This is a genomic window from Paraburkholderia solitsugae (genome assembly GCF_013177695.1).
In the GTDB taxonomy this organism is placed as follows: Bacteria; Pseudomonadota; Gammaproteobacteria; order Burkholderiales; family Burkholderiaceae; genus Paraburkholderia; species Paraburkholderia solitsugae.
Genome location: NZ_WOEY01000134.1, coordinates 149219 through 166101, shown reverse-complemented (window position 1 = coordinate 166101; position 16883 = coordinate 149219). Strand labels below are relative to the sequence as shown.

Annotated in this window: 18 protein-coding genes; 1 reads left to right on the top strand and 17 read right to left on the bottom strand. The window is 59.3% G+C overall.

Annotated features, from left to right (window positions below):
* Nucleotides 1–9: 9 nt before the first annotated feature.
* The 15 genes from virB11 to GNZ12_RS35095 form a co-directional block, all read right to left on the bottom strand.
* On the bottom strand, nucleotides 10–1128 hold the full coding sequence (virB11, locus tag GNZ12_RS35165) for a P-type DNA transfer ATPase VirB11 (RefSeq protein WP_172316562.1): 1119 nt from the start codon (nucleotides 1126–1128) through the stop codon (nucleotides 10–12).
* Nucleotides 1125–2354: a type IV secretion system protein VirB10 gene (virB10, locus tag GNZ12_RS35160; protein ID WP_172316561.1), complete on the bottom strand. Its 1230-nt coding sequence runs from the start codon at nucleotides 2352–2354 to the stop codon at nucleotides 1125–1127. The genes virB11 and virB10 overlap by 4 nt, the downstream gene beginning before the upstream one ends.
* Nucleotides 2347–3171, bottom strand: a complete 825-nt coding sequence (locus GNZ12_RS35155; protein WP_172316560.1) for a TrbG/VirB9 family P-type conjugative transfer protein — start codon at nucleotides 3169–3171, stop codon at nucleotides 2347–2349. The genes virB10 and GNZ12_RS35155 overlap by 8 nt, the downstream gene beginning before the upstream one ends.
* On the bottom strand, nucleotides 3168–3884 hold the full coding sequence (locus GNZ12_RS35150; protein ID WP_172316559.1) for a virB8 family protein: 717 nt from the start codon (nucleotides 3882–3884) through the stop codon (nucleotides 3168–3170). Before GNZ12_RS35150 ends, GNZ12_RS35155 begins: the two co-directional genes overlap by 4 nt.
* Nucleotides 3885–4112: 228 nt before the next feature.
* The gene (gene virB5 / locus GNZ12_RS35145) at nucleotides 4113–4808 is read right to left on the bottom strand and encodes a P-type DNA transfer protein VirB5 (RefSeq protein WP_172316558.1); all 696 of its coding nucleotides are present in this window, start codon (nucleotides 4806–4808) and stop codon (nucleotides 4113–4115) included.
* A 16-nt stretch (nucleotides 4809–4824) separates the two neighbouring features.
* Nucleotides 4825–6006 carry a type IV secretion system protein gene (locus GNZ12_RS35140; RefSeq protein WP_172316557.1) on the bottom strand — a complete coding sequence of 394 codons (1182 nt, stop codon included), beginning with the start codon at nucleotides 6004–6006 and terminating at the stop codon, nucleotides 4825–4827.
* Nucleotides 6003–8471 (bottom strand): VirB4 family type IV secretion/conjugal transfer ATPase, encoded by a 2469-nt coding sequence (locus tag GNZ12_RS35135; RefSeq protein WP_172316556.1) that lies wholly within the window; start codon nucleotides 8469–8471, stop codon nucleotides 6003–6005. The genes GNZ12_RS35140 and GNZ12_RS35135 overlap by 4 nt, the downstream gene beginning before the upstream one ends.
* Nucleotide 8472: 1 nt before the next feature.
* Nucleotides 8473–8793 carry a type IV secretion system protein VirB3 gene (locus tag GNZ12_RS35130; RefSeq protein ID WP_172316555.1) on the bottom strand — a complete coding sequence of 107 codons (321 nt, stop codon included), beginning with the start codon at nucleotides 8791–8793 and terminating at the stop codon, nucleotides 8473–8475.
* Nucleotides 8794–8810: 17 nt separating this feature from the next.
* Nucleotides 8811–9152, bottom strand: a complete 342-nt coding sequence (locus GNZ12_RS35125; protein WP_172316554.1) for a TrbC/VirB2 family protein — start codon at nucleotides 9150–9152, stop codon at nucleotides 8811–8813.
* A gap of 50 nt (nucleotides 9153–9202) precedes the next feature.
* Complete coding sequence (locus tag GNZ12_RS35120) at nucleotides 9203–9844, bottom strand: lytic transglycosylase domain-containing protein (protein ID WP_172316553.1); 642 nt, start codon at nucleotides 9842–9844, stop codon at nucleotides 9203–9205.
* Between the two features lie 2 nt (nucleotides 9845–9846).
* A complete protein-coding gene (locus GNZ12_RS35115) occupies nucleotides 9847–10392 on the bottom strand; it encodes a hypothetical protein (protein WP_235993974.1) in 546 nt (181 codons plus the stop codon).
* Between the two features lies 1 nt (nucleotide 10393).
* Nucleotides 10394–11215, bottom strand: a complete 822-nt coding sequence (locus GNZ12_RS35110; RefSeq protein WP_172316552.1) for a ParA family protein — start codon at nucleotides 11213–11215, stop codon at nucleotides 10394–10396.
* Nucleotides 11216–11581: 366 nt separating this feature from the next.
* Nucleotides 11582–11869, bottom strand: a complete 288-nt coding sequence (locus GNZ12_RS35105) for a hypothetical protein (RefSeq protein WP_172316551.1) — start codon at nucleotides 11867–11869, stop codon at nucleotides 11582–11584.
* Complete coding sequence (locus GNZ12_RS35100) at nucleotides 11856–12107, bottom strand: helix-turn-helix transcriptional regulator (RefSeq protein WP_172316550.1); 252 nt, start codon at nucleotides 12105–12107, stop codon at nucleotides 11856–11858. The genes GNZ12_RS35105 and GNZ12_RS35100 overlap by 14 nt, the downstream gene beginning before the upstream one ends.
* A gap of 103 nt (nucleotides 12108–12210) precedes the next feature.
* Nucleotides 12211–12612, bottom strand: a complete 402-nt coding sequence (locus GNZ12_RS35095) for a hypothetical protein (protein ID WP_235993973.1) — start codon at nucleotides 12610–12612, stop codon at nucleotides 12211–12213.
* Nucleotides 12613–13180: 568 nt separating this feature from the next.
* Between GNZ12_RS35095 and mnmH the strand changes: the two genes are divergently transcribed.
* Nucleotides 13181–14239 (top strand): tRNA 2-selenouridine(34) synthase MnmH, encoded by a 1059-nt coding sequence (mnmH, locus tag GNZ12_RS35090; RefSeq protein ID WP_172316549.1) that lies wholly within the window; start codon nucleotides 13181–13183, stop codon nucleotides 14237–14239.
* Here the strand turns inward: mnmH and GNZ12_RS45635 are convergent.
* Both GNZ12_RS45635 and GNZ12_RS35080 read right to left on the bottom strand, forming a co-directional pair.
* Entirely contained in the window at nucleotides 14165–15196 is a 1032-nt protein-coding gene (locus GNZ12_RS45635) for a fatty acid desaturase (protein ID WP_172316548.1), read from the bottom strand. The genes mnmH and GNZ12_RS45635 overlap by 75 nt on opposite strands.
* Nucleotides 15180–15920 carry a helix-turn-helix transcriptional regulator gene (locus tag GNZ12_RS35080; protein WP_172316547.1) on the bottom strand — a complete coding sequence of 247 codons (741 nt, stop codon included), beginning with the start codon at nucleotides 15918–15920 and terminating at the stop codon, nucleotides 15180–15182. Before GNZ12_RS35080 ends, GNZ12_RS45635 begins: the two co-directional genes overlap by 17 nt.
* Nucleotides 15921–16883 lie beyond the last annotated feature (963 nt).

Below are 16883 nucleotides of genomic sequence, written 5' to 3'. Positions count from 1 at the left end.
CGTTACCTCCTACGCAAACGCTGTCCGGACCCTGCGAACCGGATCGAACCAGATTTCGGTCATGCCCCAACGCTTGCCAGTCTGCTCACCTGCCCCGTTGAAAATCGGCTGCGCTTCCATGTGCGCGACGATATCGATGGTGAGAAAAAGCAAACGCTTCAGCGCGGCATCGTCGTAGACCGCAGCCTCGGGGTGTTCCTTCGCCATCAATGCAAAGCGCTCAATCGCGACCGTCGCATTCGAGGCGTGATAGCTCGTAATCGAACCAGCGTGCCCCGTCGTCAGGAGCTTGAGGAAGTCGTAGGCTTCAGCGCCGCGCAGTTCGGCCAGCAGCACGCGATCAGGGCGCATGCGCATCGTGCTCGCGATCAGATCGGCCGGCGTGACGCGCGCCTGACCTTGACCGCCCTTGCTGTACAGCAGGTGCACACAGTTTTCGATGTGCCGGATAAAAAGCTCGCGGACATCCTCGATCGTCACGATCCGTTCGGTCCGCGGGATAAAGCGGGAAAGGGTCTTTATGAAACTGGTCTTGCCACAACCCGTGTTACCGACGATTACGATATTCAGTCGCCCGGTGACGGCCAGTTCAAAGAATGCTCCCCAATCCCGTGCCTCCAGGCACTCCACGAGTCTGCTATCCCCGGGCCGCAGCAAAGGCAACGCATCGTCGAACCCGTTTGGGCGATGCCATACCGTTTCGTCGAACAGTCCCTCGTCACGGTACGTGCCGATGGTCTTTTCCTCCGCGGACGGCCGACGGATTGTGATCGAGACCGTGCGCGGCGGCACAACCGGCGGCACTACAATTTGGATCCGTGCGTCGCCTGGCAACAGCGCCGAGAGCACAGGATGCAGGGCTGAAACCTCTTGGTTTGTGAGCGTGGCCACTGCCACCGCAAACGACATCAGGCGTTCGAAATCGAGCTCCCGATAGTCGTGACCATGCCAGCCACGATGTGTCTCGACCAGCACGCGCTGTGGCCGGTTGATGACGAGTTCGGTCACATCCGCGTCGTCGAGCAGCGGCGCGAACGGGCGCATCAGCTCCCGCACCGACGCATCGTCGGGCAGGCGCGCCAGCACGGCGTCAGTTGCCCGATTCGATCTGTCCGTGCAGGCATTCATGGTGCAAACTCCGGCTGCAGCGCATAGACCGAACCGAAATCCAGATCGCGTGCGATCACGATCGTGAACTCCGCGCCCTGGTTCTTGGTCAGCGTCGGCGGGATGTTGATCGTGCTGTCGAGCACGCGCGTGGCCATGTCATTGCCCTGCTGCTGCGTGTTCGCGTAGACAACCGAACCGTTGCTGTTCCCGCCGCGTGTGGCTAGATAGCCGATCGCATCCTGGGTGATGCCAAGCGTCACCGCGGCACCGACGCGTGGCCTCCAATGATTGTCGACAAAGCCATCGATGCCCATGCGCCCGAGCGCATCGGCTACTGGCGAATCGATCTCAACCGTCACGCCTAACGGCGTCTTGACCAGTGCCGACAAGACGAAGATCCGTTTCTGGCCCGGCGAAAGATTCGAGCGGTACTCACTGTTGATCTGCGAGCCTCGTTCGATCAGCACAACCCGGCCATCGTCGGAATACACGTTCTTCGTCACCGTGCAGGTAGACATGCCCGCATCTGTGGAATCGAACGCCGTATCGCCCACGCAATCAATCTTGGCGCCCTGCGCGAGCATGAAGCTGCGATTCCCCAGCATCCCAGCGCGCACGCGCGGTGTGGCGGTCGGCAACAGCGCCTGCGCCAATGCGCCGCCTGCCTGAGCCAGCCTCTCTCCTGATGGCTCGATTCCACCAGAGACAGTGGCCACGACCGACGACGCAACACCCGAAACCTCGGCCGCCGCGTCCTGACTGCCCGCGCCGCCTACTGCGAGCAACGGTGCATCGTAATAGCTGCGCCGTGCCCCAATGTGCACGGCGCCGACCGGCTCCGGTGCTGTGCCCGGCCCCGGAACATGTACGGGATGCACGGCAATGGCGCTTGCAGCAATGGACGCGACGGCGGCGACACCCACCGCGGGGGCGGGACCATCCTTGAACACACGCCCCTGGGTCGACGTGTCGGCCTCCGCATCGCGGTGCGCCTTCGCATCTGCGTCGTGACGCGCAAGGAAACCATGCACGGTCCACACCGCGCCGGCGCCGACCATGAGAACGATCACAATCGGCGTCAGCCACCAGACACGCGGGCGAGCTCTGCGGTATTGGCCCAGCGCCGGCATGCCACGGTCCGCGCCCATCCCTGGCGAATTGATACCGCCCATTTCCAGACCGGACTGCGCACGATCTGACGGGCCATCGGGCTCAATCGTATTGCGAGGCGTGTCGTCATTCATCGCCGTGACTCCGCAAGACGCGTTTCACGCCGCTGGCAGTCGTGCCGCCTTGGGGCGGGACGCCATCCATGTCATAAGCGTCGTTCCAGATTCCGACAACTTCGTCCGCGAGCCGCAGCACGAAGCGCTTCGCGACCTCGTGCACGACGATCGTGTCGCCCTGCACGTGTTTGTCCACAACGCTCTCCGTACCGTCATCGGCCACCCGGAAAACCGCCGGCATTCGCCGGTTGTTCGGGATACGGAGGTAGGTGAAACGTCCGTCATCCCACGCCGCGGTCGGCGCAATGTCATCGGAGTGCGGTGTCACCTCCATCGAGTAGTGGGCGTTGCGCACCACCGGCGGCTGCGCGAGACGTTGCTCAACCAGCGCAGCATCCGTGTTCGCACGTGCCAGCGCCTTCACTTCATCCGGATAGGTGAAGGTCACCCGGTACATTACGTCGTAGTTGCCGAACTTCGCCTTGAGCGGCAACACCACCAGATCGAAGCTGTAGCTGCGGCGGTCAGTACGGATTTCCAGATTCGAATCGTGCGCAGCGAGTTGCGGTTTCAGGTACACGTCGTGATCGCCTTTGTTCGCCACAACCTGCCAGCCATCTCGATCACCAGGTGCTACCACCAGGATCCGTTCGTGCGGGTCGAGAGCGATATGGGTGGCAATGCCCCGTTGTGCCTGAATACGAACGACATCGTCCGGCTCGTACACCACCTGCCGCACGCGCGAATCGACGAACCAGCCCGGCAAATCGGCAGCACTCACGGAGTAGGTGAGCAGCAGCCCCACGAGCGCGACACCATGAGCGAGCGCTTTCATGGGGTGCCTCCCGCCGTCGAGGCTGGAGCTAGAGAGGCAGCCGGCGGCGTATATTCGAGATCACGGCTGTAGGCTGTCACCTTGAACCCGAACGGATTGGCGATCGCAACGCTCTCGCGCGTGAATACGGGTGGCCGGTAAGTAAAGGCGAGCGTGATCACGAAACGCTGCGTCGGCTCCGCGTTCGCGACCCCGCTCCTGAACGACGTGCGCTCGATGTGCACGACGGCATGCCCGGGTTGATCGGGCGGCAGCGTGGTCGAGAGAATGCGGATGCGCCGCTCGATGCCCGGCCCCAGTTGCCGGTCCAGTGCATCCGGACCGCCATAGATGCTGCGAAAATCGCGCGCAACCACGTCATCGCTCATGACAAGCACGCTGTCGTAGTCCATCTGCAGCAGCCCCCAGTCATACCGCTCGCGCGAACGCACATATGCCTCGACCCAGTGCTTATCCTGGATATCCTTCGTGCGTACGTGGCGGGCATCCAGTACGTCGATCATCTGGGATTCGCCGGTCAGGCGATCGACCTCGATCGGTAGCGGCACGACGCGATAGAACGGCACCATCAGCGCAAGCGCCGCGGCGCTCAATACGGCGACCGCGAGCGCCGCATAGGCAACATGCCACGCGCGCCGCTCGGATCGCTCCTGCAGGTAGGTCAACGATGCCTCGATATCGAGCACGCGCCCATAGTCGTGCGGTGCGCTCATGATCGGGCTCCTGCGCCCGACGGCACGGGCAGAGCTTGGGAAGCCGGCGCTGCAGGTGCCGGGGGCACAGAAGTTGGGACTTCAGGCACCGGCAGAATGCGGTTGACGGGCACGCGGTGCAGACCGTCCGGCAATACGGGCTTTGACAGCCCGCTGCTGCAGGCCGCCAGACTCCAGGCTAGGCACCCCGCAAGGACGATGGAGGTAAGCGCAGGCATGGCATCCTCCTCAGTTCCCGAACGATGCAGGCACCATCTGGTCCTGCAATCGGGCCGTGTTGCCAGCCCGAGTCAGTGCCAGTTCACTTTGTTGCTCGGCCACAAGCTTGTCCTCAGAATCGGCCAGCATCCGGAAGAGCTGCAGCTTCGTCATCTCGTTGCCGACCGTCGTGGTCTCAGCCTGGATACGCGCCTGCAACTCGGCCACCCCCTTGGGGTCCTGCGTCACGTCGATCTGTTGCATCAAGCTCTGGATCTGGTTCAGCTCATGCAGTTCGGTCTGGTACGCCTGAAGGCCGAACGCCTTGTCCTGAAACGGCTTGTTCAGCATGCGCTGGCATACCTGCTGGTCAATGCCGGTCTGGTCCTGGCAGTTGTAGATCTGGTTCGCCGAGCGCAACTCCTGGGCGCTGCCCGTCAAGCCCGCGTAGCCACCGTTCTGGATCGCCGTATAGACGCTCTGCCAGTTCGAAGGCAGCGAGCTGGCGACAACCGGATTGCCTAGCAGCGCACCGAAGCCACGCGTGCCGACCGTCGACTGATAGATCTGGATTTCCTGCTGCACCTCCTGCTCAAGCCGGGCAACCGTCGCGATAGCCTGCACCACGTTCTGCGCGTCGAACACCGGAATGCCCTGTGCATGAGCGCCGGAACAGAGCACCACCCACACGATTGCGGCCCTCGCCAATCTGGTTTGTCCTGTCATGGTCACCACCTCACATTCATTCGCCCTGCCGACCCAGGTTTGCGCGCGCTGCGCGCTGGTAAGCGGGCATGGGTCCGTTCGCCGAACCCCCTCCGCCTGATCCGCTGCTGCCGCCACCACTTGAGCCGGTGCTGTTGCGAATCTTTCCGCCAGGCGATGAGCCGCCACCGCTGCGAGAAAACGCCTGAGCGAGTGCGCTGGCCATACGTCGTGCGGCAAAACCCGCCACGAACGCGCCAAACCCGGACAGCGTGGCCCCACCGGAAAGTCCCGATGCAACCGATGGCAACTGCCAGCCGACCATGGCGAGAAAGACCCCGGTTGCGAACAAGCCGATCGCTGCTGCACCCGCCGCGGCATTGTTGAGAGCAGCGGTAATGCCCTGCATCACAGCCGACGGGTCTGCACCGGGTGAAGCACTAGTGGCATTGAGGGGAGTTAGATCGGCAGAGAATGCCGTGAGCGCCATGCCGAGAAAGGCGGCGACGAGCACTTGCAACAAGGCGTAATTGGCGACCTTCGCGGTCCAAGCCTCGAAGAAGCGCGCGGTTGGGGCAAATGCCGCGCAGACAATGAAAATAGGACCAAGCCCAAGCACGAGATCAAGCAGCATCCTCGCCATCGCCACTTCGAAGGCGAGGACGATGAGGAAGATCGAACCACCAAGTGCGGCGATGATCCCGCACAGGAAATCGCCGACGGCTGCGGCAAGTCCACTGACACTGATCCCCTCGTGCGTCGCCTTGTCGAAATAGGCGTCCATCACGAGGTCGATCTGCTGGTCGTAGCAATCGAGCGTCTGGTAGATACTGGTCGCGCTCTGCGCTGTCACGCTGCCGCCGTTGACCGACCCGCATCCTGAATTACCGCCGCCCGACGTATTAGCCGCGTTCTGGATCGTCTGGGCAAGCCCAGCCGTTGCACCATTGATCGCCGTTACGACCCGCTGCTGGTAGATGCCGGCGCTCAGCGCAAACACGAGCGTGATGGCGACCTTTAGCCCCCGCCAAGCAAACGCCGGGACAGCTTCGTGGGCTTCGCCCCGCACCACTGCCAGACCGTAGGCGACAACCCAGATCGTAACGGCCGTGGTCACGACGGGCACGAGCGCGCTGGACAAGGCCGATGACACGTTCGTGATGTAGGTGGACATACCATTTTCGAGAGTGCCACCTACCGCGGTAAAGAGGCCGCTCATCGCAGACCTCCCGCTTCCGGGGGAAACGGCGAACGCAGTCCGCCGTTCGCCGTGCGTCGCCGGGCAAGCTGCTCGTGGAAAACCGGCAACCAGTCCTCCGGTGCATCGCCCACCTGCGCACGGATCGTGTCGAGAAGCTCGACGTTATCGGTCGTACCCGACAGCACGTCGAGTACGTCTCCGAGGCCCGCGAGATCAAGGCGCCCAACGGCCGAGCGATGGCCCTGCTTGACCAGGAACAGCCGACTGTTCTCGCCGAGATTGCGCACGATGTTGAATTCGGCTTCGGTCAGCTTGAAACCACAAACGTAATCGTCGTAATCGGCCCGTGGGTTCGGCAGGAAGAAGAACGTTGCGCTCTGCTCGATCAGCGCACTGGCAATCTCGCTGCGCAGTACGTCCGCAGGCGATTGCGTATCGAAAATCCCGAGGCCATTCTGCTTGCGGATCGTCTTCTGCTTGTTCTTCGCAAAATCGGTGAAAACGGGATCGGAGAGACGCTTCCAGAATTCGGTCATCACGTAGATGAAGCGCCGGCCGTCGATCAGATTTTCGGTCAAGTGCAACAGGTACATCGTGACCGGCGTCGAGACCTCCGCATCGTCAAGCAACTCGGTATCGTCGAATCCGAACAGTCCCGAGCAGGCGAGATCAATACGGTCGGTCGGGTTATCGAATACCCAGCCGAGACGCCCGCCCGCGCACCATTTGGCGAGGCGAGCATGGAGGCTGTTCTCACCCACGGTCGGCAGGAGTTGCCGCACCATTGAAAGCCGTCGCAGCGGCTTGTCCATGCGGGCAACTTCCCGTACGGCGCGCGAGATATCGAGTTCGTCCCTCGCGGGCAGCGGCACGCCGATATCGACGAGCTTGCGCACGAGCCTTTCCCAGAAGTCGAGCACAGCCTCGGTTGGTTCCATCTGGAACGGGTTCAAACCGGTCTGCTCCCCTCGGCGGAACACGGTGTATATGCCGCCCATCGCGCGGATCGCAATCTCGGTACCGCGATCCTTGTCATACAGCACGGCAGTGATGCCGTACTTCATCGCCATTGCGAGTAGGAACAGCTCAAGCACCGTCTTGCCCGCGCCGGCCTGACCGATAATCTGGGTGTTGGCGAGCGCCTTCTCGTCGAGCGAGTCCTTCTTGTCGGGCGTGACGTGGAAATTCAGATAAAGTGGCTGACCACTAGGCGTCTTGACAATCGTGATCGCCTCACCCCACGGATTACCATCACGCTTGCCCGTCGCGAAGTTATGCAGGCATGCCAGTCCGCAGAAGTTCCGCGATGTAAGCTTGGCCTCGCGCGGCCTGTAACGCCAGTTGCCTGGCAGTTGCGCGAACCACGCCGCGTCCGCAACGAGATCGATGAGTGCCGTCTGAAAACCCGCGTCGGCCAGCTGCGTACGCGCCTTCGCCACACTTTTCGAAACTTCATCCAACGTGTCGCCGAGCACAGCGAGCGAATAATGGTATTCGCCCAAGACGAAATCTCCGTTGATCAGGTCGTTAAGCGCCCCTTCCATCGCCTCTACCTGGGACACGGCAACATCCTCGCCGGCAATCAACTGGTTACGCTGACGCTCCAATGCCTCTTTCGCGCTCGGCTTGTCGAGGACGGTGAAGCTCTGCGTCTCGATGTACTCAAAGTCGCCGTACAGCAAGCCGTTGATCATTCCGGGCTCTGTGTCCTCCGGGTAGTCCTTCAAGTCGAGCATCGCGGCAAAGCGGGTCGCGGCCGGCATGCGGATCTCGATCTTCTCGGCCCCAACAAAGAGCCGCGACGTTGGCAGCCCCTCACGGATCGGGCCAGCCGGAACCGGCTCGGGCTCCCATGCAGCGTTCACCAGATAACCAAGCAACTCCAGCGTCGACGAATATCGGCGCGGGCGCCTGGTATAGCTGCTTTGTCTGGTATAGACGCCGAGCGCGATCGGATCGTAGGGCTTTAAACTCGATTCAACCTGGGCGGCCAGTTCTGCTATCGCCTTCAGCGCGTCGTGCTGATCGCATCGGATATCCTCGCGCGTGCGGCGCGCAGCACGGCGAAAGGCGCGACCGAGCTTCGTGCAGTTCGGCCGGTAGACAAGGGTCAGATACAGCTCGTTGGCCATCATGCGATAGCCGGAAAAGCTCGCGTAATAACGCGTCGCCAGCTCCTGGCAGAAGCGGTTGCCGTAGGGCATCGCGAAGTGATCCGACACGCGCCGGCGCAAGCGGTGTGACCAGAGCGCTACGTGGCCGCCAGCGAGCCCGCGCACGAGTTGGTTGAATCCGTCGTGCCGCGCGAGGATGTTGGCCGGATCGGCTGCCTCGAACGCGATGCCGGCAATCCTCCAGATCTGGAGGTAGTCGCCCTCGCGTGTTTTGATAACGTGGTCCGTCACATGCGTCGAGTACGGGATGTAGCCCGCAAGCGGGACTTCACGGTTCGCCAAGGCGACGAGTTGGGGCTCGGATGGCATATCACGCCCTCCTTTTCAGGCGGACGGGCACGTAGGCATGCGCCCCCCAATACCAGCGATTGCGCTGACCGAGCATCATCCGAAGGCGCAGCGCGTACTGAGCGAGGCGCTGATCGTCATGGCGCGTGATCACACGCATCGCCACGAACACCGGAATCATCAGGAAAAGGATGGCGACGCCCAGCGGGGGACTCGCCAGCAGCGCCCAGATGGCCGGAATCAGCATGCCGCCACCGGCCATCAGGAACGGCACAAGGGGTACGCCCCACAGCATCGCAGGACGGGTGCAGCCCTTAAAAACCGGATCCTTGAGGGGGTTCATGATTCGACTCCCAAGGCTCAGCTCGCCGGGATCAGCATGCCAGCGATCACCGTCGCACAGCCGACGAAGAGTCCGCCGATGAAGACGTTCGCAATGTCGCCGAACCGGGCATGCTGGAACATCATCCGGAAACCTGCCCAGATGATGGAAATCGAGCAGATCACACCTCCGACGCCAAGCAGAGTCGTCTGGATTGTGTTCAGTAGCGTATTGACTTGCGAGAGTTGTGCCCACGCCGATGTCGAGAGCAGTAGCGTCGAAGCTGATACGGCAAGTTCCTTCACCAACTGACGCGCCAAGACAATACGACGCAACAACGAGCATTGATGATATGTTTTTTTACGCAATCCTAAATACATGATTTACTCCTTCTCGCCTGCTATCTACCCGCCATCATCTGAATCGCGGTTTAGAACACCACCGCGCTACTGCCCGGCTCACCTCCCTGCTCATCCGTTAATGCACCGTCTCGATCGGGCAACAGCGGTCGGCGAGCCACCGGATATGGCCGGATGGGGTTAGCAGACATTCTTGAATCGGCTGGCAACACCGGGATCGGAGCGATAGAAGGAACCGTGATCGGGAACGTGGGAACGGGCTGCTGCGCGTTCTTCACCACACGTTGTACGTAACCGGTGCGATATCCCGTCGAAAAATCGCCACTCCCATAGCAGGACAGACTTGCCCGAAGCGCCACCTGCGTATTGGCTTGTGCACGATGTGCGAACATGAAACAACGCTGGAGAATTGCGGCGCCGACGGCCACATTGCGGCAGGGCTCGAATGCGTTTTGCTCCGTCAATCCGTACGCGCGCCAATTGGCGTGGTTTACCTGCGCGAGCCCTACGCTAAAATTCCAGCCAGCGGCCTCAAGTGCGCGCATTGTGGCGATCGCTTCGACCCAATTCGATGGTTGCCGAAGCAGCCGGCCATGCACGACGCCAATCGCGAAAGGGTTGAATCCGGACTCCGTGCGCACAAGCGCCGCCATTGTGATCGGGTCAATTTGCGGTGCGCACTGCTGGGCAATTGCCATGAAGTCGATCAGCATTTTCAGTGCCTCCCGCCGAAGCCGTTCTCCTGCTGCTCCGCCTGCTGCAGGAAGAGCGCTGCGGACTTTGTCGGGTTGTAGGACACCTGCGCACTCCCGGCACCATAGAATTCGGTGATTGTCAGCACCTGCCCTCTTACGCCCCACCAGACACGGGTATAGAGCTGATCGTCGATATCGACATTGATTGCGCCGGAAGCGTCACACCGCAGTTCACTCTGCTCTGCTTCGCCCCAGTACAACAGGTCTTCACGGCAATAACCACTGCATGCAAAGGTGTTGGTCGCAAACGTTCCCTGCGAGCTGCCAGCACGGAAATTGCAGGTCGGAAACGGATCGCCGTGACGCAACGCCCGCCATAGTCTCTCGATCGGCGGCACGCATTCGCTGTACTGCTCCGGGCCACCGGGGTTCGACAGACACAGAATCACCTGGCAACCCCAGTCGTCGGCATGAGCGATTCCCGAAGCAAATGCGCAAGCGGCAATAAGCGCGAGCGCAGCGAAGGACCGGTAACTTGCGGCGTGTCGTATCAAAGCGGCGCCCATTTCAGGCCTCCACGTCGCAGGCAATTTCATCGAGACGCAAGTACCCGGTCAGCGCCTGGAAACAAGCCAGCATGGTCTGCCATGCCCTACACGCAGCCGGTTCCCTCCCGACGACCTCCACCACTGGCACACCCTCCGCCTGTGCCCTCTGGACTGCGACGAAGCGTGGAATGCGCAGATACCCGCCCGGTCTCCCCGGATCAGCAATTAGCCAGGGTCCGAACTGGGTCTCGATGGCGCGGGCGTTCGCGCGTCCCAGCGACGTCGCTTCCACCATGTTCGGGAGAAGACCGACGAACTGCAGTGCGGGGTTCAACTTTGCACGTATCTGCCGTACACCATGTGGGCCATTGATCAGGTCCGCGAGGTTGTCAAGCGACTCCCGATTGAGTTGAATTGGGCTCAACATTGCGTCGACTGTCGATTCGATGCAAAGTGCACGCAGATCCGGAAGGGGCGGACTGTCGATCAAGCAGACATCCGCCAGCTTCGCCACAACGAAAAGCAGATGCCGGACATTGGCGTAGTATCGAGCCCCGTCATCGCCAGGCCCCAGCGTCAACGACGGCACGGTACCCGTCGGCAACACCCAGAATCCCGGAGCCTCTACGTCGCCCCGCTCGGATTCTGTGATCGACTTTTCTCCGCGCAACACGACTGCTCTACCCCCCCGCACCAGCGAGGCGGTGCTACATGGCGGCTCGGCCGCGTCGATAACGAGCACCCGCAGGCGCCGCACCCGATGCAGGTAATGGGCGAACTGACACAGCATCGCCGTCTTGCCGGCACCACCCTGTTCGGTGGCGATTAGAAGCGTTTTCATGGTCAGTCACTCGCCTCAGGTGATGCGCCGAACCACCAACCTGTATCTGAGACGACGAACAAGAAGCCCGCGGTGCCGGGAGACAAACCGCGGTTCAAAGGGGAATCTCGAGATGCACTGCGGTAGAACGCAAAAAAGCCTGCGAATGCAGGCTTTTCCCATATTCAGGCAATTACGCCATTGGCAGATAGGTCAGTACTTCGGGGCCGCTAACGCGTACTCGGTCGTGCCATGCACGTTGACCGGGGCAGATTGTTGAGATCAACTTTAGGATGAATCTATCCGTGTTGCAAGACCTCTCGGCCGGTCAGTTTTTTCCTTAACTCCAACCTGCTCCAGATCATTCCGAAACATTCCTAAATATTTTTAGACTCGTTCTTCATGCAGCAATCGAGCGAGCGCGGCCTTCGCTTGCGTGACCTCGAGTTCATATCGGTACCAAGGCCGTTGGGGAATTTTCAAACGCCTGCAAATAACGCCACGACCAGCGCGCCACACGTACGCCATACGCAACAATTCTTGGTGATGTGTTGCAAGCCGACGCCACGCCACCTCCACGCGTGCAGCGTCTGCGGCGTCACTCCAAACCTTGTCCGCATTGGCCCAGTTGCGTAGACGCTCGTCGAGCCGGAGTGCGCCGTCAGTCTCGCTCATGAGTCTTCTCCGCTCCGCCGTTGTCAGATGCCAGTGGCGAACGGTAGCCTGCGGGATCACGCAAAAAGCCATCGATGTCCCCCGCACGCCAGCCCACAGCGCGCGCACCCAGCCGGATAGGCCGAGGAAATGTTCCGTCCTTGATGCGTTGATAGATCGTCGATCGCGACAGCCCCACTTCCCGTTCGACCTGCTTGCGCCGCAAAATCGCAAGCGAATGACGTATTGTTTCGCTCATGACAAACCCTGTTGTTGTCGCCGACGAGGTACCGGCCTACAGGGTTCATTCAAGCAAGGGAATCAAGCGACGGGCAAACCCGTCTTACCGTCTGGGTGACCCGTCAGGTCCGCGACCGCACGTGATGCCGACTGTCGGCTTCCTTGAGCCAGTCTGGCCGAATCGCTGACGCGTACGTTTGTCCGCTGCGCGACGCTTCGCCACCGGGCTGGGCTCTGAGGTTTAAACGTTGGTCGATCGCCTGTGCGACCACAGACGATTTGGGCGGATTGTTCTCGTCATAACCTGACCAGAAAGTGTGCATGACATCGAACATCCCCGAAAGAATTTCGGTAATAAAGGGCAGGTGAACTGTGATCCCGTCGGAATGCTCCGACGGCCCGTCGCTTACGCACGGGCAGATTTTCCACGCCGGAACCATCGCACGCAAAGACTCAAGTTCCTCCTCCTGCCGTTCCTCGATCGCATGATGCAAAGCCACTGTGCGCAAGAGCGCCTTCCCCATTTCGCCTAACTGTCGGTCCTTTCCTCTTAACCGCTCCGTTAGCCGACGAACATCAGCCTCTGCCTGATCAACACGCCGCTGCAATGCGTTGGTGTCAGACGCTGAGGTAGCTCCGTCACGAGCGCCTGGAGGCTGGCATGCGTTATGTGAGTGATCCATGACACGTCCTCATGCAGCGTTACGCCGCATCACTCTTTGCCCCCGATTGCTCTTCGAACCCGTCACGGAATGATCGCAGCGGCTAGCGCCTGCATTGACGGGGCACCGGCCTATCGCATCCTGCGATAACGCGCCCAACGTTTAACTTCTTCCTAGAGATCCGATCCCGTCGGCACAAAACGGACCTATATTCCAAACAAAATATCCACTGCCCCCGACGTCCAATGCCGTACGCTGGGAGCGAAGCGCAACGGCCGTTCCGTCGATACAAAAATTATTGCCAACCCGAACCGAAAGTTGCGGCTATTGGCTGCCCAGTAAGCGAAAGTTTAGTCCGGCATTTCCAGGATCGGGGTAACGCCATCTTGCATTGACTTTCCGCCAGCATCGTGATAAGGGGGAGCCCAACATGTATGATTTGGATGCTCTGAAAAAGTTTGATCTGGTCATCGACGCGCGAAGCCCGCGCGAGTTTGCCGAAGATCATTTGCCGGGAGCCATAAACCTTCCGGTCGTCTTCGACGATGAGTACGCGGAAGTCGGGACTACGCACCGCACCGACCCTATGCGGGCGTATCAGATTGGTGTTGCTTACTCCCTGAAAAACATCGCCCGGCACCTCGAGCTTCCGTTTTTTCGGACCAGTCGGCGAATTTCAATTCTCGTTTATTGTTTTCGCGGTGGAAAACGAAGCAAGCTTTGGACAGACACGCTGGAAACGATCGGCTACAAGGTCGAGCGGCTCCCGGCGGGTTGGAAAGGATATCGAAACTGGGTGCGTCAAAGCCTTGACGAAGTCCCTACGCACTTGCAACTCAACGTGCTCTCCGGCCCCACCGGTTGCGGAAAAACTCGCTTGCTACTTGCGTTAAGGGAGGTTGGTGCGCAGGTCATCGACCTGGAGGCTCTTGCCTCGCACCGCGGGTCAATCATAGGAGCGATTCCAGGTCGAGCGCAGCCAAGTCAAAAATTGTTCGACAGCCTCCTGCTTGCCGAGATAGGTCGTCTAGACCTAGCAAGGCAGGTATGGATTGAAAGTGAAAGCAAGCGAATTGGGCGCGTTCAATTACCAGAAGCGTTGTTTCACAGAATGCATGGCGGACGTCTATTCGCAGTCGAGACTCCAATGCCCGAAAGAATCGCCATGTGGCGCCGCGAGTATCCCCACTTCGAGAGAGACCCCGTAGGTCTGGTCGCTCAACTTGGTCATCTGAAAGCACTCGTAAGCGGAGTGACGTTGGAGAAATGGGTTTCAATGGCTGAACGTCGGGATATCGACGCTCTCTTTAAGAGCATCATGCTGGACTACTACGACCCCGCGTATTTTCGTTCGACGAAGAAAAATTATGTGCATACCGAGCATGCCGTCAAGATCCGACTCGAAACGCTTGACTCAGCGCATCTCATAAACATCGCGCGAGGTCTGATTGCAGAGGCAGACGTTCCGGCGTCGCCACCGCCTGAGTAAGACCTTTGCTCGCCGGTCCATTGTCGAAAACCAAAACGGCGGGAAAAGCGTCAACAACAGCATCTGAAAGTAGCCACCGGGTAAGGTGAATCGTTGCGCGGCAAGGCCCAGAAAGGACACTTCACTGTCCAGATGATGAGCGTTGTGGAATCCGTTGTTCACCAGGAGGCAGTTGGACAACCAGAAGTCAACATCCCACGAAGTGATCGAGGTACGCGAAAGGTCCGGGTCGAACCCGTAATGCTGCATGTACCCAACGGCCTCAACGACAAACACGCTGACAATAGCGTATCCGATGTAGAAAAGAGCGATCCTCCATTGCAGGAACGCGGCCAGCCCCAGCAAAAAAATTGAGAAAAGTGCATTTCGAAAAAGACTACGCGGTACCCTACCGCACGGGTAGGAATGCCGAGAAAACGTTGCTATCAAGGCCGCTGCATAGGAGCGCCCAACATGACGCCAGACCGACGTTCCCAATGACGCCGTCGAGCCGAACTGCGGATTTCCAACGTGTTGATGGTGCAATCGGTGTGCAACCCGGTAATGCGGATAGCCGACGATGACAAATGCTACGTCACTAACGTGTTGCCATATCCTGGCTTGTCGGTGCGTTAACTCGTGGAGGTGTGCCATTGCGGTCGCGCTTAGCATTCCGCACGCGACAGCAAGCCCGATCAGATTTATCCAGGACGCGGCTGACGCACGGTACGCACCGATTGCCACTGCTAAGGCCCAAGTGAGTGCGAACCAGCAGGGTACCTGATCTTCATCTGTCTGCTCGGTGGTTTTCCCCGATCGTGGGGTGCCTCGCCCTATCGTCGCGTCCAGTGCAGGAAGAACGAAAAGGACCACAGCCACAAATGCCCACGGGCGTCCTACGGAAAACGAGACGCCCGCGACGATCGGTAAAGTGAGTGCGAGCCAAAACGCTCCACCCGTGTTACGCCAGAAGGTCATTCACTTCCGCGAACTTAACCGCTTCTGAGATGTGCGAAACCCCAAACTTATCCTTTATTTTTTTGTAGTTTCCGTAGACGGTCTGGACCGAGACGTCAAGCTCACGAGCAATGTCCTCAGCGGTAAATCCACTTTTAAGGTAGCCCACTACGCGAAGATCCATCTCAGTAATACCGTGCGCCTCAAGGACCTCGCGTTTCGCCATTCGGATGGACCAATCAAGCAATTCCATGGCGAGCGCCCTGAAATACAAGCGCTGCGCGGTAAGCCTTTTTTCCCCTACTGCCTGACTATCGTCGGATCCGATGTACAGAACGCCCATGCGTTCTGTAGTGCTGGTATGGACGGGCACAACGATCCCGCTTCTGAAGCCGTTTTTGCTTGCCGCCGCCAGCATTTCGCGTTGGCCCTGCGTTTCGACGACGATCTGCGATCCAGTGATCGGTTCAGTGTTGCTTCGCGCATACTCCAAAAATGGATCAGTCATGTACCATTTATTGGCGTTATACATCTGGCACCATTCGGGGCGGCAGCCAATGAGAAAACGATGCGTGGCGCGGCTAGCCGTTGTAGCACCGGGATGGAGGGAAACGAACACATATGACTCCCCGCCAAGCACTGTGACGAGCGATCTGACGTAATCTGCTAATTCAGAGTCGTCCTTGGCGACCATGATTTTTTCGAAAAGTCTGCTTACTTCAGGGGACATCTGTTGGGCAATCATATCCTCACCCTCCTCAACCCCTTCACGCGCTCGCCTAGCTATTCGACCACGCGATTTTCTACAAGGTGACGCCTAACTTCGTAATACAACGGAGCCAGTTCTGCGGAATAAGGGTCCGCAGTTGCAAACCGGTGTAAATCCCGCAAGGCAGTTATCGGAAGGACCTGAATGGACGCCGTTTGATCCCTTTCAATGAGCCGTCGCTCAAGAGAAAAACCGCGCGCCGTCCTGAACAGAGTAAGCACGATGTGCTCCCCGCCGATATTAAGTCCACGCTCAAAAACAAGACTCTTCATCGTCGGCCCCGCTGAGACGATTGCGATGGCCACACGAAGAGCAGGTGATTTCCTCGGGATCGATTTCAGAGACGCTCGTGATAAAGTCCTCGGACCCACAAGCGAGACATTCGACAATCAAACCGTCGAACTCAGTGCCGCAGCACTGGCAGGTGAGGCGGTGAACCTCTCCTGCAGCCAACACTTCCCAACCGTCTTCCATTGGGACGCTGCACTTGGGGCAAAGAAACCCCAATTCGGATATTACGTTTGACATGTTCGAAAGCTTTATGAAACAAATCGCTTTGCGACAAGTATCAATTCAGCTTAGCACTGTCCGATTTCGTCTGTGCAAATAGCGTGGGCGACGTCAAGCGAACGTCCATCAAGTCCCACTTCTTGACGGCCCGCAGCGGTCCGGTCGGTAGGCGGAAGATCGCGGTCCCATCAGCGGTACCGACGTCGAAGCTTGGCTTGCTGGCCACAGCGAATCGAGAAAGAGAATCACCTCATTTTTTAAATGGAAAGCATGAAAAGCCAGCTTTCCAGAGCAACTTGGGAAGAGTTTGGGTCACTTTCGCTCAACCTTTAACGGACATTAATATCCCGACGTTTTGCGTATACAAGTGCGTATATTTCGCACAGAAATTAATATTTTTTCTTTTTAATTCAAAAACTTACATCAGCC

Excerpts from the sequence above, each read along its gene's own strand:
- virB11 (WP_172316562.1), bottom strand. The coding sequence starts at position 1,128 with ATGAATGCCTGCACGGACAGATCGAATCGGGCAACTGACGCCGTGCTG.
- virB10 (WP_172316561.1), bottom strand. The coding sequence starts at position 2,354 with ATGAATGACGACACGCCTCGCAATACGATTGAGCCCGATGGCCCGTCA.
- GNZ12_RS35155 (WP_172316560.1), bottom strand. The coding sequence starts at position 3,171 with ATGAAAGCGCTCGCTCATGGTGTCGCGCTCGTGGGGCTGCTGCTCACC.
- GNZ12_RS35150 (WP_172316559.1), bottom strand. The coding sequence starts at position 3,884 with ATGAGCGCACCGCACGACTATGGGCGCGTGCTCGATATCGAGGCATCG.
- virB5 (WP_172316558.1), bottom strand. The coding sequence starts at position 4,808 with ATGACAGGACAAACCAGATTGGCGAGGGCCGCAATCGTGTGGGTGGTG.
- GNZ12_RS35140 (WP_172316557.1), bottom strand. The coding sequence starts at position 6,006 with ATGAGCGGCCTCTTTACCGCGGTAGGTGGCACTCTCGAAAATGGTATG.
- GNZ12_RS35135 (WP_172316556.1), bottom strand. The coding sequence starts at position 8,471 with ATGCCATCCGAGCCCCAACTCGTCGCCTTGGCGAACCGTGAAGTCCCG.
- GNZ12_RS35130 (WP_172316555.1), bottom strand. The coding sequence starts at position 8,793 with ATGAACCCCCTCAAGGATCCGGTTTTTAAGGGCTGCACCCGTCCTGCG.
- GNZ12_RS35125 (WP_172316554.1), bottom strand. The coding sequence starts at position 9,152 with ATGTATTTAGGATTGCGTAAAAAAACATATCATCAATGCTCGTTGTTG.
- GNZ12_RS35120 (WP_172316553.1), bottom strand. The coding sequence starts at position 9,844 with ATGCTGATCGACTTCATGGCAATTGCCCAGCAGTGCGCACCGCAAATT.
- GNZ12_RS35115 (WP_235993974.1), bottom strand. The coding sequence starts at position 10,392 with ATGGGCGCCGCTTTGATACGACACGCCGCAAGTTACCGGTCCTTCGCT.
- GNZ12_RS35110 (WP_172316552.1), bottom strand. The coding sequence starts at position 11,215 with ATGAAAACGCTTCTAATCGCCACCGAACAGGGTGGTGCCGGCAAGACG.
- GNZ12_RS35105 (WP_172316551.1), bottom strand. The coding sequence starts at position 11,869 with ATGAGCGAGACTGACGGCGCACTCCGGCTCGACGAGCGTCTACGCAAC.
- GNZ12_RS35100 (WP_172316550.1), bottom strand. The coding sequence starts at position 12,107 with ATGAGCGAAACAATACGTCATTCGCTTGCGATTTTGCGGCGCAAGCAG.
- GNZ12_RS35095 (WP_235993973.1), bottom strand. The coding sequence starts at position 12,612 with ATGGGGAAGGCGCTCTTGCGCACAGTGGCTTTGCATCATGCGATCGAG.
- mnmH (WP_172316549.1), top strand. The coding sequence starts at position 13,181 with ATGTATGATTTGGATGCTCTGAAAAAGTTTGATCTGGTCATCGACGCG.
- GNZ12_RS45635 (WP_172316548.1), bottom strand. The coding sequence starts at position 15,196 with ATGACCTTCTGGCGTAACACGGGTGGAGCGTTTTGGCTCGCACTCACT.
- GNZ12_RS35080 (WP_172316547.1), bottom strand. The coding sequence starts at position 15,920 with ATGATTGCCCAACAGATGTCCCCTGAAGTAAGCAGACTTTTCGAAAAA.